Genomic DNA, 16,979 nt, shown 5'->3' on the forward strand with positions numbered 1-16,979 from the left:
TTTATTCTCCCTCCCCGACACGTCTCACACGGTTTTCAAGATAACCTATTTTGTCGATTTCGATTTTGACAACGTCACCATCTTTCAAGAACACTTGTGGATCACGGGCTACTCCTACCCCACCCGGTGTTCCTGTTAGTACGATGTCACCTGGTTCAAGAGTCATTAAGTTCGATAAGAATTCAACTAGATACTTCACATCGAATACGAAGTTGGATGTATTCGTTTTTTGGCGTTCTTCACCATTTACCGTTAATCGGACATTCAAGCCCGATGGATCGGACAGTTCATCGGAAGTGACTAACCAAGGCCCCATCGGAGCACTTCCTTCAACCGTTTTCCCTTGTAGCCACTCAAGTGTACGCCGTTGGATATCACGGTAAGTGACATCATTCGCAATTGTATAACCAGCTACATAATCAAGAGCATCTTCTTTTGAAACATTACGTGCCCTTTGTCCGACAACAAAAGCGAATTCCGCTTCATAATCCAGTTGTTCCGAGATTGGGAAAAACGGTATATCATCCTGGGGACCGATAACTGTATTGGCGAACTTTGCGAATACTACAGGGAATGGCGGCAGTTCACGGCCCATTTCAGCAATGTGTTCACGGTAATTATGGCCGACACAAATAATTTTGCTTGGCTTTTGGACAGGGGCCTCAAGCTTTATATTTTCAATTTCATGTACCAATTGATGTCTGAAAGAATCACGATTGTTAATAGCGTAGTCTGCAGCCTTTTGCGCGATGGAAAGGCTTTCATTCCCTCCCTGTAAAAACTCCTCCATTGTTGCAGGGACATAAGCGTCAGCAATTTGTTCACTGCGAAGTTTCCCTTCGCTTTCAAGAAGCGCTTGATAGGCATAGTTCAAGTCAACGACTACATTTTCCGGGTAAATTGCACCGATGCGTTTAAATCCTTGACTGCTGAACGTTACTAATTTCATATTCATTCTCCTTTATTAATCTGGATTTTTTTAAAACCTCTTTTTGATGCCAACATCCTAATTCTGCTGGATTTGCTTCGCAAACTAGAATTTGAATGACGTACACCTTATCTATTTCACTTATAGATAACATTGTTCACTATTTATATAAATGATAACTTAATTTTCGGAATACTGTCAAGAAAGTATTGCAAATTTTTGTGCAAATGTTATCATCTACACCATTATCAGTACTGCGGAATCCAAAAGTTCGTTATTCATTTAATAGGAACGTATATTGATAGCTTCAAGCATCCGGCGGTTTTTCTATTGATTTTCATGTATATTTTACATATTCTGATATACTAGACCTAAATTAAAACAGATTAGGGAGATTGATTTATGGAAATCGTAAAATCCGGTTCGACGATTCAATCATTACAAATAGGGATGAGCATCATAGATTTACTTGCTTCCCACAGAACTCCTTTAAGATTCTCTGATATTCAGGAATTAACGGAGATAACGAAAAGTAACCTCTATAAGTATTTGAATACTTTGACTCAACTTGAGTTACTATATCGCGATAAGACAACCGGTATGTATCACCTTGGGAGCAAATTGATTCAATACGGAATGGCAGCGATAGGAAATGAGGATATAACGAGCAGAATAACTCCTTATTTACAGGAAATCAGTCACCATACTTCCTGCACGGTCCTTTTTTCCGTTTGGACATATGATGGACCAATCACGGCAAAAATATGGAATTCCAATCAAAACTTAAACATAGGGGCACAGTTAGGTACACGACTTCCGCCATCATCCTCTTCCGGAAAGGTATTCACTGTATTTCAGGATCCTTCCTTGACAGCGGAATGGATTGAAAAAGATCGTAATGTTACGGGCTCGTTCCTTAATGAAACGAATGAATATGATGAAATTCGGACATACAAAATAGCTTTTGCCAAAGAGCCACTTGTACCATCCGTTTCCTCCATGTCCATTCCGGTTTTTAATTATAATTCGGAATTGTTGGGAGCAATCACTGCCGTTGGGTTCACCGAAAACATTCCTGATCATTATGAAGATCCTTTAAGTGTCTATTTAAGGAAAAGCTGTTTGGAAATCTCGAATATATTCGGTTATTCCGCTGAATAGAAAAAAAGCAGGAAGAAGGATGGCGACCATTCCTTTTTCCTGCTTTTTGATGTTTCATGGCTTCCGCTTATAGGTCCATATCCGATTATGATTGGATGTTTCAGGAAAAGAATCCCCTGCATCCAGCTTTACCATTTTCGGATTCACTACCGTGCTGCCCGTTTCACCGATTTCTACGTAGGTCCCATTATTCGGTGCCTTCTGACCTGGCTTAAATTGACGATTTTGCCCCATAGATTTCACCCCTTTACATGCTTTCCCTGTTATTATTACCAGGTTCCTACCTTTCATGTCAGAAAAATTAGGAACATACAGGAAATTCGGCTGAATTAAAAAGCGTCTGTTCTCTGAGAGACGTCTTTTTAAGTTTTTAAAAATTGACCGCCGATTGGAACGTAGGGCACTCGCTTTCCGGGGCGGTCCGCCCTCGGCGCCATTGCGACTGCGGGGTCTCCCTTGGACGCGCTTTTCCCGCAGGAATCTCGAACACCAGCTCCAATCAACTTTGTTTTACCATTAAAGATAGAGCCTTTTACCTGCAGTCTTTTTTGTTTTAATATAGATGGATTAAAACTCGAGGTATAGGGATGCTTTTCTAACCATGGTTCTATTTTAGCGAGATCAATTTGAAATGATTACTTTAGATCAACTGGTACCATAGAACCATTTGTTTCGTAAAATGAAGGCAACAATTAGTGTCTTTTTCATTTAAACTTGATGGGAGATATGTTTTAGAGGTAGGGTGCCCAAGTATTTATCCAGTTATTATTCTCTAACTGCTACAAATAAAATCAAAAAGGTTTCGGAATGAGACCATTCCGAAACCTTTTTTCTACAAACTGAGTGACTGCTCTCTGAAGTAAGCTTTTTTGGTTAAGACATTAAGTCCACCAGGACCGCCTTTTGGGCATGAAGGCGATTTCCGGCTTGGTGGAAAACGACGGAATTAGGACCATCGATGACTTCAGCCGTAACCTCTTCCTCCCGATGTGCAGGCAGGCAATGCATGAATAAATAATCTTCTTTAGCAAGTTTTACCAGATCACCATTAATTTGATAATCGTTAAAAGCTTCTAAGCGAATACCATTCTCGATTTCCTGCCCCATGGAAGTCCAAACATCCGAATAGACGATATCCGCATCTTTTATGGCCTCCGAAGCTGAGGTTGTCACCAAAATTTCACTGCCAGTCTCTTCTGCCACTTTTTTAGCATAGGCGACGACCTTTTCATCAGGTTTATAGGCGTCAGGACACCCAATGGAAAAATCCATTCCCATTTTTGCACAGCCTACCATCAATGAATTCGCAACATTATTGCCATCACCGATATAACTCATCTTCAAGCCTTTTAACTGCCCTTTTATCTCGATGATCGTCAAGAAGTCTGCAAGTACCTGACAAGGATGTGCAAGATCTGTTAACCCATTGATGACTGGGATAGAAGCATTTTCTGACAATTCCAGGATTTTTTCATGCTCGAAGGTACGAATCATGATGCCATCAATGTATTCAGAAAGAACTTTTGCAGTATCGGAAATCGTTTCACCACGTCCAATTTGCAGGTCATTGCCACTTAGGAACAAAGCGTGCCCGCCAAGTTGCATCATGCCCACTTCAAAAGAAACACGGGTACGGGTAGACGATTTTTCAAAGATCATCCCCAGCGTTTTCCCTTTTAAAGGCGTATATTCTTCACCTGCTTGCAATTTGCCTTTAATGGTCTGCGCTAGCTTTAACAAATCTGCAATTGCCGTTGGTGTGGACTCTTTCATGGTCAAAAAATCTTTTCCATTTAAAATCTTCGCTTGTGTCGGTGCCGTCATTGAACTCATACGTGTGACACTCCTTTCGAATATGGTATAAGCCATTCCTGAAGCGAGGTAACCCCTGGATCGGCATTCTCCACCGATTGCAGATAGGCCTTGAACGTCTCTTCTTCCGTAAAAGCAAGCAGTCGATATTTCGCTGCAAGTAACCTTAGCTGCTTATCTTCCTCCGTTGTTCCATATGCCAAAACGACCGCCGCATTTCCTTCATTTAACCATTCATCAAAATCTGAATTCCCCAATGTCAAACCTGCTTCTTTGATTTGCACTAACAGGTCTTCACTTAATTGAACTGATTCTGATTGATAAACGCCTGTGGTATGATTAGCTTTTTGAGCATGGAACACTTTTGTCAATGCTTCATTTACCGTTTCCCCGATGGCGATTCCTTCACCTGTTGATTTCATTTCCGGACCTACCTTCGAATCAAGTCCGCTTAATGCAAAAGTAGAGAATACGGGATATTTGACAACTGCATATGGAATTTCATCCATTAAGCCCGTTTTTTCGAAAGCATTCGACAATGAATATTTCCCAAGCAATATTTTTGTCGCTATTTGCACCAAAGCTACATCGGTCACTTTACTGATGATTGGAATTGTTCGACTTGCACGAGGATTCACTTCCAATACGTATACACTATTTCCTTCGATCACGAATTGGATGTTCATAAGACCTTTATAACCAAGTTCACTAACTAGTTTTTTAGCATAAAGGGTCATTTTATCTTTAATATCATCCGTTAAGGATTGAGCTGGCAATATGGCCATGCTATCTCCTGAATGGACGCCTGCTTTTTCTATATGTTCGGCAATGATGGGAATATAAACATCATTTCCATCAGCAATCAAATCGATTTCGGCTTCCTTCCCTGGAATATAGGAATCGATCAACACGGGATAGACTAGTGCCGTTCCATTAGCCATTCTATTCAACAAGCTTTCTTTAGAGCCGATGATTTCCATTCCCTGGCCGCCAATTACATAGGATGGGCGTAAGAGTACTGGAAAGCCGATGGCCTCTGCCCGGGAAATTAATTGTTCTTCTCCATTAGCCATTGAACCTGGTACATGGGGGATATCAAGTTTTTGAAGAAGCTGATAAAAACGATCACGATCTTCTAATTGATCAAGTGTATCGAAGGATGTCCCCAACAAATTGACACCGTATTCTTCAAGGCCTTTAGCAAGGTTTATCGCAGTCTGCCCGCCAAATTGGACGATAACATCTTTTATGTCTTCCGCTTCTATCACATTAAGAACATATTCAAGGGTCAACGGTTCGAAATAAAGGCGATCTGCTGTCGCAAAATCCGTGCTTACCGTTTCCGGATTATTATTGATCATGATCGTTTCAACATTTTCATCCTGGAGTGCATAAACACCGTGAACTGAACAGTAATCAAACTCTATTCCCTGTCCGATGCGGATCGGGCCGCTGCCAATCATCAAGACTTTCTTTTTATCCGTTTTTTGCTGTTCGTTCTCACCAAAATATGTTGAATAGTGATAGTTTGTATGTGATTCGAACTCGGCTGCACATGTATCAACCGTTTTGTAGACCGCCGTAACACTTAGTGATTTCCTGTGCGCTCTCACTTCCATCTCATTTACTTTCCATACGGAAGCAAGATAGCGGTCTGAAAAGCCCTTTTCCTTGTATGACTGAAGTTCTTCCCTTGTTACATGATCGATTGCCTTAGCTTCAATCTCCATTTCGCTTTGAATCAATGAAGCAAAGGATTTAAGGAAGAAATAATCTATGGCTGTCGCTTCATGAATTTCTTCAATCGTCACGCCTTTTCTAAGCATTTCAAAAATGACAAAGATTCGTTCATCCGATTTTTCGGCAAGCTTTCCCCAAAGTTCAGGAACGGTTTTATTTTTCAGTGATGATAGCTGCAGCCCAATCGTTTTCAATTCCAAAGAATCGATGGCCTTTTGGACTCCCCCCTCAAAGCTGCGGTGTAAAGCCATGACTTCACCAGTTGCCTTCATCTGTGTTCCCAATTTGCGGTCGGCGGTCGTGAATTTATCGAATGGCCACCTCGGGAACTTCACCGCTACATAGTCAAGCGCAGGTTCGAAGCTTGAATATGTGCTTTTCGTTACAGGATTGATGAGCTCCGATAAATCGTAGCCGATAGCGAGCTTTGCCGCTATGCGGGCTATGGGATAACCTGTTGCTTTTGAGGCTAGTGCCGATGAACGGCTGACGCGCGGGTTCACTTCTATTAAATAATATTGCTTGCTATTCGGATCAAGTGCAAATTGAATGTTACATCCGCCTATGATCCCTAAAGCAGAGATGATTTTAATGGATGCGGCACGCAGCATCTGAAACTCATCGTCCGATAAAGTCTGTGATGGTGCCACGACGATCGAATCACCTGTATGGATCCCTACCGGATCGATATTTTCCATATTACAGATAGTGATGCACGTATTGTTGCCATCTCGCATAACCTCATATTCGACTTCCTTAAAACCAGCAATGCTTCTTTCAATCAAGCATTGTGTAATTGGACTTTCTTGCAGTCCGCCCCGTACAAGTTCCTTAAAGGTTTCCGGTGAATCGGCAATACCGCCGCCAGTTCCGCCGAGTGTATAAGCGGGACGAACGATGATGGGGAAACCGATTTTGTCGGCAAAAGCCAGCGCTTCATCAAGAGTATGGACAATCGTACTGTCGGGAACGGGTTCGCCTATTTCAAACATCAACTCACGGAACAGCTCACGATCCTCCCCTTTTTTGATAGAGTCGATTGGAGTTCCCAATAATTTGACCTTATATTTTTCAAGTATTCCAGCATCATCCAACTGATAAGCTAGGTTCAATCCTGTTTGACCGCCTAATGTAGCTAGCAGGCCATCCGGCTTTTCTTTGGAAATGATCTTTTCCAGTACATCAACCGTTAAAGGTTCGAAATAAACAGCATCCGCATTCATATCATCAGTCATGATCGTTGCCGGATTGTTATTGACCAGTATGACTTTATACCCTTCTTCCTTTAAAGCGAGGCAGGCCTGTGTACCTGCATAATCGAATTCGGCGGCCTGCCCGATGACAATCGGCCCCGAACCAATCACTAAAATGGTCTGTATCGTGTCGTCCTTAGGCATAAGCTTTTTCTCTCCCGCTATAATCATTTATCATTTGTAAAAAGTCTTTGAATAGTAATGAACTCTCGATAGGTCCTGGATTTGCCTCTGGGTGGTACTGGGTAGTGAAGATTGGCAAGTCTTTATGCATGAGTCCCTCAACCGTGTTATCATTCACGTTTCTGAATCTCACTTGAAGCGATGTTCCTTGCAAGCTCGGTTCATCAACCTCATAACTATGATTCTGCGAACTCATATACACCTGTTTCGTTTTCAAATCGACCACGGGCTGATTCGCACCACGATGTCCAAACAGCATTTTTTTTGTATTTCCACCTAAGGCAAGGGCCGTTAATTGATGACCGAGGCAGATGCCCATCGTTGGAAAACTCGTAATGATCTTTTTTATGTTTCCTAAAAGGTATTCAAGCTGTTTTGGATCCCCAGGCCCATTTGAAAGCAAAATACCATCTGGCTTCAAGTCCTTGATTTGCTCGAATTCCGTATCGAATGGTACAACAGAGACTCGGCAGCCTTGAGCGACCAATGAATCCAAGATTGATTTTTTATAACCGAAATCGATCATCACAACGTGCTTGCCGCCTTCACCAAATTTCTCGACAACCTTTGTGGATACCTCAGCTACATGTGCTGATAAACCATTCAGGCTGGGTACGACAGTGTATTTTTCATCAGCTGTGATGACTGCCTGCATGGAACCTTCCTGTCTTATATTCTTAACGACCGCTCTTGTGTCCACATGGCTTAAAAGAGGAATGTTCCACTTGTCTAAATATTCACCAATTGAATATTTAGCCTGATAATGGGAATGGCTCATATTTCCTTCATATACAATCACACCGGCAACATGCGGCTTTTTACTTTCAAAATCATGTTCATTGATTCCGTAATTTCCGATTAGTGGGTATGTGAAGATGACAATCTGGTCCTTATATGAAGGATCTGTCAACACTTCTTGATATCCGGTCATTCCTGTAAAAAAGACAATCTCTCCAGCGATTGTTTTTTCAGTCGATGTAGTCAGCAGTTCCCCTTCAAAGACGGAACCATTCTCTAAATGTAGATAGCTTTTCATGATTTTCACCTCTTTAGATGATGTATATTTATATATACAATAGCATAATTATTCATTTTATTCTATAAAAATTCAATTAATTTAGACAGTTTGTTTTATTGCCAATACTTTTTTAATTTTATTTATCGCCGTATCGATCTCCGATTCGGAAACAGTCAGGGATGGAAGTAAACGAAGTACTTTAGGACCTGCACTCAATACAAGTAAGCCCTCTTCTTGCAATTCCATTAAAAACACTTGAACATCTTGTTTACATTCAATTCCGACCATCATTCCCAGACCGCGAATCTCTTTCACTTCTTCGATGCCTTTCAATGCTTTTGCCAATTCGCTCTCAAGGTATTCCGCCTTTTTAACGGTTTCTTTTAAAAACCCTGATTGGAAAATTTCCTTTAATACAGCTTCGGCTGCTGAGACACTAACTGGATTCCCTCCAAAAGTGGATCCATGACTTCCAGGGTCAAAGAATACAGACAACTCTTCCTTCCCAATCATCGCCCCGATTGGCAGGCCATTTCCCAACCCCTTTGCCGAAGTGATGATGTCCGGCAGGATATTGAAATGCTGGAATGCAAATGGCTTTCCTGTACGTCCTATCCCAGTCTGAATTTCATCTATGATAAGGAGAGCTCCGTGTTCTTGGCATTTAGTTTGAATCGCGTCCAGATATGATTGCTGTACAACATGGATGCCGCCTTCTCCTTGAACGATTTCAATCATTACAGCTGCCGTATTTTCATCGATGGCCGCTTTCATGGCATCTTGATCATTAAATGGGACATATTCGAACGAAGCTAGCATCGGTCCGAAACCAGTCTTGATTTTTTCCTGTCCCGTTGCAGCCATCGTTGCAAACGTACGGCCATGGAAAGACTGCTGACACGTGACAATCTTGCTTTTACCGGTAGCTTTACGTGCTAGTTTGATGGCCGCCTCATTCGCCTCGGCACCGCTGTTGGCAAAGAACACCTGACTTAAACCAGAGGCATCAGCCAGCATTTTTGCTGTCCGTTCCTGTATGGAACTTTGAAACATGTTCGATACATGCCAATATTTATTAAGTTGTTCCGTCACGGCCATTTTTACCAACTCATGACAATGTCCAAGATTCAAAACCCCGATTCCGGATGTGAAATCCAGATATTCTTTACCTGTTTCACTCGTAATCTTCAATCCTGACGCTTTTCTTGGCTCAATGTCCCACCTAGCGTATGTAGGAAATAAAGAACTCATTGAAATACCCCTTCTTCCTGAAGAAATTTTGTACCGATGAATTGTCCGCCTTGATAAAAATGATCTTTCCCACTAACGATCATCACTTCTTCAATCCCTTTATTCAGCACCGACAAGGCTGTATTGACTTTCGGGATCATTCCGCCATGGATACTTCCATCCATGATCAAATTCTTCGTTTCCGTTTCATTCAATTTCTCAATGATCTGCCCATTCTTCAAGACCCCTTGAACATCGGTCACAAATAAACACATGTCAGCCGATAGTGCCTTAGCTACAGACCCGGCAGCCATATCGGCATTCACATTTAGTTTATTGCCCTCTTCTGTAGATGAGATGGGCGTCAATACCGGACAATAGCCTTTTTCGAATAAAAGTCCGAATAATTCCGTATTGACTTGTTGTATTTTACCAACAGCCCCAAGTTTCTGTTCATCGATATAATCACCTGTGAGAATCCCGCCGTCCGAGCCATTTAAACCGACTGCCTTGATGCCATGGGCTTCCAATTTATGAACCAGGCTGCGGTTCGATTTTCCTGCCAGCATAAGTTCCACAATTTCCAGCACTTCTGTGGTCGTTTTTCTTAACCCATCTTCAAATACTGGTTCAATTTCAAATTTTTCAAGCATTGAATTTATATCAGGGCCGCCCCCATGCACAAAGACAATATGGTATCCGCGGTTTTGTAACTCTTTAATACTATTGAAAAACGACTCCGATAACTCATTGATGATGCTGCCGCCACACTTTATGACTAATATGTTCATACTTTTCACCTCTTACGAACGATAGCTTCCGTTTATTTTCACATAATCATAGGTTAAATCGCAGCCCCATGCCGTGCCTGATTCATTACCATCTTTCAAATAAACATGAATGATGATACTTTCATTTTCCAAGTATGCTTTGGCTTCTTCCTCAGAAAACATAATCGGCTCACCGTCTTTAAGTACGACGATATCACCAAAAACGATTGTTGTTTGATCCGGATTGAATCCCACTCCGCTTCTTCCCATTGCAGCTATGATTCGTCCCCAGTTTGCATCCGCTCCAAAAGCTGCCGTTTTCACAAGATTTGAACCGACGATCGTCTTCGCCATCATCTGTGAATCTTGTTTCGTATGCATGCCATGAACATTCACTTCTATCAGTTTAGTCGCACCTTCTCCGTCTTTCGCAATTTGTTTGGCGAGGTTTTCGGAAGTTTGTTTTAATAATTCCAGGAAGATGGACCATTCTGGATGGTCAGGTGTCAAAGGTTCATTGTTCGCTTCTCCATTCGCGAGCACTAACACCATGTCGTTCGTTGAACAGTCGCCATCAACCGTGATTTGATTGAATGTATCATTGGTAATCGAGGATAATGCTTGCTGTAAATCATGCGGTTCAATGACGGCATCCGTCGTAATGAAACCTAGCATTGTGGCCATGTTCGGATGAATCATTCCCGAACCCTTGGCAGCACCGCCCATTTTCACGGTTTTACCGTCGATGATTGTTTCATAACCACAACTCTTCGTTACAATATCCGTTGTTAAAATGGCGGTACCGAAAGCTTCAGCAGCTTCAGGTGTATTTTCTGGCTGCAATGCCTCTATACCGTTTCTTACTTTCTCCATTTCCATGAATTCCCCTATGACTCCCGTTGAAGCCACTGCAAATGAATGGTCCTCCAAACCGAACTTTTGAGCCGCAAGCTTCCTCATTTCATTTGCATCTTTTAAACCTTGTTCACCTGTACAAGCATTCGCACAAGCACTATTCACTACAATGCCGTGAAGTTTTCCAGTAACGGCAATACTGTCTTTCGTTACATTGATTGGAGCGGCTTGAACGACATTTTGTGTATATACGGCCGCGGCTGATGCTGGGACATCGGTAAAAATGATGCCAACGTCCTTTTTAGAATAGCGTAATCCTGCATGGACACCTGATGCTTTGAACCCTTGGGGCATTAAAATGTTTCCTTCTTGAATTTGTTTGATTTCTTCAACTAGCTGTAGTGTATTCATTGGTTCCCTCCATAGTTTACGGATATAACGGACTGTTCCATAGTCCTGCCGTTTCTTCTAGTCCCATTAATATATTTGCATTTTGAATGGCCTGCCCTGCGGCACCCTTCACTAAATTATCAATAACCGAAACCACCGTTACCTTACCTGTTCTTTCATCATAATCGACGCCAATGTCGCAAAAGTTCGATCCGTATACTTGTTTCGTGGATGGAAAGCGATCAAGGGGCTGTACCCGCACAAATGGGTGTCTCTCGTAAACCGTTTCGTACAAATCCTTTAATTCAACATTTGAGGTTTCCCGATTTACCTTTATATACATCGTTGCCATAATCCCTCTTGTCATTGGGACAAGATGGGTATTGAAGGAAATGGGCTGTAAACCTGATGACCATCGCCCAAGCTGTTGCTCGATTTCAGGTATGTGTTGATGTTGATTCACCTTATATATCTTAAAGTTCTCATTCATTTCACTAAAATGGGTGACTGCGGAAGGTGATTTACCCGCCCCTGAAACCCCGGATTTTGCATCGATGATCACATCGGCATCCGCTCCGGCCAATCCTTCAGTGAATAAAGGGGCAAGACCTAATAGTGATGCGGTTGGGTAGCACCCAGGATTTGCAATGATCTTCGCTTTTTTTATAGCTCCGGCATTCCATTCAGCCAAGCCGTATACGGCTTCTTCAATAATATGCTGAGGGGCTGCCGGCTTTTTATACCAGTTTTCGTATTCACCTGGAGTTTGAAGCCTAAGGTCTCCTGATAGGTCGATCACTTTAATGTCGAGGTCAGAAAATTCCGAAATCAATTGCGATGAAACGCCCGAAGGAGTTGCAAGAAATACAATATCTGATTTTTTTGCAATCGCTTCCGGGTCGATTTCTTCTAATGTATCTTTCATATGCATTAAATGTGCATTTTCTTCATATAAATTTCGACCAAATTGGGATGAAGTATGCAATGATTTTATTTTAAATTGCGGATGATTATTCAAAAACCTTATTAGTTCCATTCCTCCATAACCCGTTGCACCTACTATTGATACGTTCATAAAACCATCTCCTATAATTTCAGGTCCCTCTGTCAATCTTTGATTCTATTATTATAAGACTGAATAAAAATAAAATCAAATGTATTTTTATAAAATTATAAACATAAATTTTAAATGAAATATTATCCAACAAAATTACTAGAATTATCCAAACTTGTTGACTACTAGGGTTTTTTCCGTTTAAATCAAAGGTAGTAATTGAGTAATGACGGTTTCTGAAAGGTGGTCATATGCATGAATGAATTATCGTTATCCAATCGGATGCAAGCAATTTTAGATAATAAACAACAAATTAAACATATGGAAAAAGGGCGCTACCTTTTTCATGAGAGCACCCCAGCAAGTGATTTGTATTACATTATAAATGGGAAAGTAGAAGTGAGTAAGGTTGTCCCAGACGGTCGGGAATTAACTATACGCATTAGTTCGGAGAATGATTTGGTTGGGGAGACAGTCTTATTTTCTCAAAATCCTAAATATATGATGAATGCAAAAATGATGGAAGATGGTACTGTCGCGGTTATTTCCAAAGAAGCATTAGAAGAAAAAATCGCCGCCGATAGCCATCTCGCAGTCGAGATGATGACATGGTTATCCGCTCAAAACCGTAAAAATCAGGCTAAATTCCGCGATATGCTCCTGCACGGTAAGAAAGGTGCATTTTACTCCACCCTCATCCGTTTATCAAATAGCTATGGCACTGAAGCGGAAGACGGCAAAGTTATCAATCTTCCCTTTACAAACCAAGAACTCGCCAATTTTTGCGGCACATCCCGCGAAGTAGTCAATCGAATGCTCGCTCAATTAAGGAAAAACAATGTCATCTCCATTAAAAAGGGCCGCATTACGATTCTTGACTTTGACTATTTGAAACAGGAAATCGACTGTGAAAACTGTCCAATAGAAATCTGTACAATCGATTGAATCCTTTTCCATAAAAAGCAGTAATACATAAAGCCTTAATGATCTTAATAATGAATGGAGTTTATTTCAGACTAATCCAACCCCAGGACCATTGAATCATTTTCATTACCTGTATCCTAAATAAAAATGCATAAAAAAAGTATAAACATGGATTTCGCCATTGACCGGCATCAGGTCCTGACAACTATACAAAAAAGGGATGGCATAGCTGCCATCCCTTAATTTTTCATTCGGACGGATTATCCGCCAATGAATGACATTTCGATTTTTTCCTGTTTCTTCACCGTTCCCGCTGCACGCTCATCCGAATAGCGGTCGTCCCTACGGTTCCAAAGTGAAATGATGAACCCTGTCAATTCTTCATCGGTCATGTTTGAACGGAGCAATGACTTCAAGTCATGTCCCTTTCCATTAAACAGGCATGTATATAAACTTCCATTAGCAGAAAGACGTGCACGTGTACAACTTGAACAAAAAGACTCGGAAACCGAGGTAATGAAGCCTACTTCTGCAGTAGTGCCCTTATAGCGGAAGCGTTTTGCGACCTCTCCAAAATAATCTTCTTCAACTGGTTCGAGATCGAATTCGGTTTGGAGCATTGCAAGCAGTTCTTTTTTCGTAATGACATTCTTTAACTGCCAGTCATTTGTATGTCCGACATCCATGAATTCTATATAGCGTAATTGAAGGCCCTCATCTTTACAAAATCGGGCCATCGGCAGGATTTGAGATTCATTGGTTTCTTTTTTGACCACCATATTCACTTTAACGCCAAGCCCTGCTTCTTTAGCAGCAGCGATGCCTTCAATTACGGGCTTTATGCCGATATCCCTGCCGTTCATCTTCTTGAAAAGATCGTCATCGAGGCTGTCCAAGCTGATATTCACCCTCTGCAAACCAGCTTCCTTCAAATTTACGGCATGTTTTTTCAAGAAGACCCCATTCGTGGTCAGTCCAATATCTTCAATACCTTCAATTTTAACGAGATTTGAAATCAGAGTGGTAAGATCTCTTCGGAGTAATGGTTCCCCGCCAGTCAACCTTAGTTTTTTTACCCCTAAGCCTGCGAAGATTTTAGAAAGCCTTACAATTTCCTCATAAGATAATAGCTCACTTTTAGGCAGGAACTGAAAATTCTCGTGAAAAATTTCAGCAGGCATGCAATACTGGCAGCGAAAGTTACAGCGATCTATGACTGAAATCCTTAAATCCCTTAGTGGCCTGTCCAATGAATCTTTAATTTGACTGTTCAATTAACCACTCCTAGCCGAAAGTATTAGAAAAAAACCAGACCATAAAAAGTGGCTCCTTGAATGGGTTCACTTTTTTTGACTGGCTTTTCATTTCTATTACAGAGTTATTATTTTATACCTAATGCAATTTTAGCATATCTGGACATTTTGTCTTTCGTCCATGGCGGACTCCAGACTATCTTCACGTCCGTTTCCTTGACCTCGGGGATATCTTCCAGAACCAATTTAACTTGATCGACGATCGTCCCAGCCATCGGACAGCCCATTGCTGTCAATGTCATCGTAACGGTGGTCAGACCTTCCTCATCCATATCCACATCATATACCAAGCCTAAATTAACGATATCTATACCAAGCTCAGGGTCAATGACCTGCTCCAAAGCTCCAAGAATAATGTCTTTTGTATCTTGATCCACTTCAATCACTCCTTTTATGGAAAATTTCTAGTTTGTCGCTTTCATCATTATGTCCGTATAAGCATCATAACAGATTTCGAGTGAGTACTTAAGCATTTTGCACAGCAGACAGTAAATGTTTCGCGAACCAGTCCGCTGTCTTAAGCACTCCTTCTCTGCTGACCTTATGCCCAGCCTTAGGGTCAAGGATAAAATCAATTTTTTCATCTGCCTTGCCATACCCTGCTTTGACCCCCTCATAAAAACGGTATGCATGCTGATAAGGTACAACCGGATCTTTGGCACCATGCCAAAAAAGAAGCGGTCGGTCGCAAAGCTTATCCTGATTTAGACTCAAATCAAATGGCTTGAGCTGTTCAATCACCTTCGCAACTTCCTCATCAGTAACTGGGAAATCAACTTTCCTTTTCTTAATCTCCTCCATTTGGAGCTCTGCATACGCGACATATGATGGGTTCCCCATTAAACTGACTCCGGCGGAAATCCATTCATATGCAGCAAGGGCCCCATTAGTAACTATTCCCCCCATTGAAGTACCTGCCACGCCAATTCTGTCGGGATCAATCAATTTTCGGGATAATAAATCATCCTTCAACAAAGATAAATCCTGGATTGTTTGTAAAACCATTTCCCAAAAACGGGGCATCATTTGAGAATCACTTAAACCGGCTTCCCTTTCCCCATGATGAATCACATCGGGTAGAAGCACACGAAACCCCTTTTCAGCCAATAAATAAGCATAGTGGAGATTATGTTCTTTTGCACTTTGAAAACCATGTATAAAAATAATAAGCGGCAATTCCTGATTGAAAGTGGTTTGTTTCCCTAAGTGCAAGACAGGAATTTGTCCAATTCGTTCTTTTTCAATTATTATCAAGTTAACCCCTCCGAATAATTTGTTCCGGTCTTTTCAATCCATTATCAAAATGGAATTCATTATCTTTAAATCTGAGCTTCGCTTTAATTATCATAATCCTGAATATAGTAATATCATACAGGAATGCATAAAGAATGAAAAAGATTTACATTTACTTTAAAATAGGCTTAACAATATTTGCATATAATGAAATCAAAAAGAACAGAAGGTGTGTACATGACTGAGAAACATTTAATCGTATTGGATCTTGATGGCACTTTACTTACAGATAACAAAACAATTTCTTCAAGGACTAAAAAAACACTCCTAAAACTTAAAGAAGATGGACACGAGGTTATGATCGCCACCGGGCGCCCCTTTCGCTCAAGTGAACTTTATTACCGGGAACTGGGGCTGACTACACCAATCGTTAATTTCAATGGCGCTTTCGTCCATCACCCATTACATACAAGCTGGGGGGTATACCACTCTCCACTGGATATTAATGTTGCGAAAGAAATTGTCGAAGCGTGTGATCAGTTTACATATCATAACATCATCGCTGAAGTCCGGGATGAAGTTTATGTCCATTATCATGATGAAAAGTTGATGAACATGTTCAATCTAGGAAATCCGATCATGAAGACAGGTGATTTACGCAATTACCTTCAGGATTCCCCAACTTCGATGCTGATTCACACAGATAGTGAATTCGTAGGGCAGATTCGCCAGCATCTATCCGATGTCCATGCAGAATTGGTCGATCACCGCCGCTGGGCAGAGCCCTTTCATATCATCGAAATAATAAAAAGCGGGTTAAGTAAAGCCGTAGGGCTAAAACGCGTATCCAACTATCTGGAAATTCCTCAAAACAGGATAATCGCTTTCGGTGATGAAGATAATGATTTGGAAATGCTCGAATATGCTGGAACCGGGGTGGCCATGGGAAATGCGATCTCACTAGTAAAAACGGTAGCAAATACGACGACATTGACGAATGAAGAAGATGGTATAGCCGTCTTCCTCGAAGAAAAATTCAATATGAAAGCCTAATTCGTCATTTTTTACCTTCATAATATTCAACTTTCAAGCCAAACTAATATGGACAACAGATC

General features: G+C 41.3%; 15 protein-coding genes. 3 read left to right on the forward strand and 12 right to left on the reverse strand.

Features of this window, described 5'->3' with window-relative positions; genetic code table 11:
• Position 1 precedes the first annotated feature (1 nt).
• Positions 2–949 (reverse strand): fumarylacetoacetate hydrolase family protein, encoded by a 948-nt coding sequence (locus AC2YHV_RS23895; protein WP_098864150.1) that lies wholly within the window; start codon positions 947–949, stop codon positions 2–4.
• Between the two features lie 381 nt (positions 950–1,330).
• Between AC2YHV_RS23895 and AC2YHV_RS23900 the strand changes: the two genes are divergently transcribed.
• The gene (locus AC2YHV_RS23900; protein ID WP_034314544.1) at positions 1,331–2,089 is read left to right on the forward strand and encodes an IclR family transcriptional regulator; all 759 of its coding nucleotides are present in this window, start codon (positions 1,331–1,333) and stop codon (positions 2,087–2,089) included.
• Between the two features lie 54 nt (positions 2,090–2,143).
• Here AC2YHV_RS23900 and AC2YHV_RS23905 read toward each other — a convergent pair whose 3' ends face one another.
• From AC2YHV_RS23905 to argC, 8 genes are all read right to left on the reverse strand, one after another.
• Positions 2,144–2,323: a YjzC family protein gene (locus AC2YHV_RS23905; protein ID WP_034314546.1), complete on the reverse strand. Its 180-nt coding sequence runs from the start codon at positions 2,321–2,323 to the stop codon at positions 2,144–2,146.
• A 639-nt stretch (positions 2,324–2,962) separates the two neighbouring features.
• Positions 2,963–3,922 carry an ornithine carbamoyltransferase gene (gene argF, locus AC2YHV_RS23910; RefSeq protein WP_413003839.1) on the reverse strand — a complete coding sequence of 320 codons (960 nt, stop codon included), beginning with the start codon at positions 3,920–3,922 and terminating at the stop codon, positions 2,963–2,965.
• Complete coding sequence (gene carB, locus AC2YHV_RS23915; RefSeq protein ID WP_487374333.1) at positions 3,919–7,038, reverse strand: carbamoyl-phosphate synthase (glutamine-hydrolyzing) large subunit; 3,120 nt, start codon at positions 7,036–7,038, stop codon at positions 3,919–3,921. Before carB ends, argF begins: the two co-directional genes overlap by 4 nt.
• Entirely contained in the window at positions 7,031–8,113 is a 1,083-nt protein-coding gene (locus AC2YHV_RS23920; protein WP_063577069.1) for a carbamoyl phosphate synthase small subunit, read from the reverse strand. Before AC2YHV_RS23920 ends, carB begins: the two co-directional genes overlap by 8 nt.
• Before the next feature lie 81 nt (positions 8,114–8,194).
• Positions 8,195–9,346, reverse strand: coding sequence for an acetylornithine transaminase (gene argD / locus AC2YHV_RS23925; RefSeq protein ID WP_098185150.1), 1,152 nt, complete (start codon positions 9,344–9,346; stop codon positions 8,195–8,197).
• Entirely contained in the window at positions 9,343–10,116 is a 774-nt protein-coding gene (gene argB / locus AC2YHV_RS23930) for an acetylglutamate kinase (protein ID WP_063577071.1), read from the reverse strand. The genes argD and argB overlap by 4 nt, the downstream gene beginning before the upstream one ends.
• Positions 10,117–10,128: 12 nt before the next feature.
• Positions 10,129–11,361 carry a bifunctional ornithine acetyltransferase/N-acetylglutamate synthase gene (gene argJ / locus AC2YHV_RS23935; protein ID WP_487374334.1) on the reverse strand — a complete coding sequence of 411 codons (1,233 nt, stop codon included), beginning with the start codon at positions 11,359–11,361 and terminating at the stop codon, positions 10,129–10,131.
• Positions 11,362–11,377: 16 nt separating this feature from the next.
• Positions 11,378–12,415 carry an N-acetyl-gamma-glutamyl-phosphate reductase gene (argC, locus tag AC2YHV_RS23940; protein ID WP_364282056.1) on the reverse strand — a complete coding sequence of 346 codons (1,038 nt, stop codon included), beginning with the start codon at positions 12,413–12,415 and terminating at the stop codon, positions 11,378–11,380.
• Between the two features lie 234 nt (positions 12,416–12,649).
• Between argC and AC2YHV_RS23945 the strand changes: the two genes are divergently transcribed.
• Positions 12,650–13,339, forward strand: a complete 690-nt coding sequence (locus tag AC2YHV_RS23945) for a Crp/Fnr family transcriptional regulator (RefSeq protein ID WP_063577074.1) — start codon at positions 12,650–12,652, stop codon at positions 13,337–13,339.
• Between the two features lie 239 nt (positions 13,340–13,578).
• On the opposite strand, the gene moaA is transcribed toward AC2YHV_RS23945, so the two are convergent.
• The 3 genes from moaA to AC2YHV_RS23960 all read right to left on the reverse strand — a co-directional run bounded on the left by moaA (position 13,579) and on the right by AC2YHV_RS23960 (position 15,885).
• Complete coding sequence (gene moaA, locus AC2YHV_RS23950) at positions 13,579–14,592, reverse strand: GTP 3',8-cyclase MoaA (RefSeq protein WP_487374335.1); 1,014 nt, start codon at positions 14,590–14,592, stop codon at positions 13,579–13,581.
• Between the two features lie 107 nt (positions 14,593–14,699).
• Complete coding sequence (locus tag AC2YHV_RS23955; RefSeq protein WP_034314562.1) at positions 14,700–15,008, reverse strand: metal-sulfur cluster assembly factor; 309 nt, start codon at positions 15,006–15,008, stop codon at positions 14,700–14,702.
• A gap of 88 nt (positions 15,009–15,096) precedes the next feature.
• A complete protein-coding gene (locus AC2YHV_RS23960) occupies positions 15,097–15,885 on the reverse strand; it encodes an alpha/beta fold hydrolase (protein ID WP_063577076.1) in 789 nt (262 codons plus the stop codon).
• Between the two features lie 216 nt (positions 15,886–16,101).
• Between AC2YHV_RS23960 and AC2YHV_RS23965 the strand changes: the two genes are divergently transcribed.
• The gene (locus tag AC2YHV_RS23965; protein WP_487374336.1) at positions 16,102–16,917 is read left to right on the forward strand and encodes a Cof-type HAD-IIB family hydrolase; all 816 of its coding nucleotides are present in this window, start codon (positions 16,102–16,104) and stop codon (positions 16,915–16,917) included.
• Positions 16,918–16,979 lie beyond the last annotated feature (62 nt).

The sequence above is a fragment of the Peribacillus sp. SRI_006 genome (assembly GCF_057586375.1).

Excerpts from the sequence above, each read along its gene's own strand:
- AC2YHV_RS23895 (WP_098864150.1), bottom strand. The coding sequence starts at position 949 with ATGAAATTAGTAACGTTCAGCAGTCAAGGATTTAAACGCATCGGTGCA.
- AC2YHV_RS23900 (WP_034314544.1), top strand. The coding sequence starts at position 1,331 with ATGGAAATCGTAAAATCCGGTTCGACGATTCAATCATTACAAATAGGG.
- AC2YHV_RS23905 (WP_034314546.1), bottom strand. The coding sequence starts at position 2,323 with ATGGGGCAAAATCGTCAATTTAAGCCAGGTCAGAAGGCACCGAATAAT.
- argF (WP_413003839.1), bottom strand. The coding sequence starts at position 3,922 with ATGAGTTCAATGACGGCACCGACACAAGCGAAGATTTTAAATGGAAAA.
- carB (WP_487374333.1), bottom strand. The coding sequence starts at position 7,038 with ATGCCTAAGGACGACACGATACAGACCATTTTAGTGATTGGTTCGGGG.
- AC2YHV_RS23920 (WP_063577069.1), bottom strand. The coding sequence starts at position 8,113 with ATGAAAAGCTATCTACATTTAGAGAATGGTTCCGTCTTTGAAGGGGAA.
- argD (WP_098185150.1), bottom strand. The coding sequence starts at position 9,346 with ATGAGTTCTTTATTTCCTACATACGCTAGGTGGGACATTGAGCCAAGA.
- argB (WP_063577071.1), bottom strand. The coding sequence starts at position 10,116 with ATGAACATATTAGTCATAAAGTGTGGCGGCAGCATCATCAATGAGTTA.
- argJ (WP_487374334.1), bottom strand. The coding sequence starts at position 11,361 with ATGAATACACTACAGCTAGTTGAAGAAATCAAACAAATTCAAGAAGGA.
- argC (WP_364282056.1), bottom strand. The coding sequence starts at position 12,415 with ATGAACGTATCAATAGTAGGTGCAACGGGTTATGGAGGAATGGAACTA.
- AC2YHV_RS23945 (WP_063577074.1), top strand. The coding sequence starts at position 12,650 with ATGAATGAATTATCGTTATCCAATCGGATGCAAGCAATTTTAGATAAT.
- AC2YHV_RS23965 (WP_487374336.1), top strand. The coding sequence starts at position 16,102 with ATGACTGAGAAACATTTAATCGTATTGGATCTTGATGGCACTTTACTT.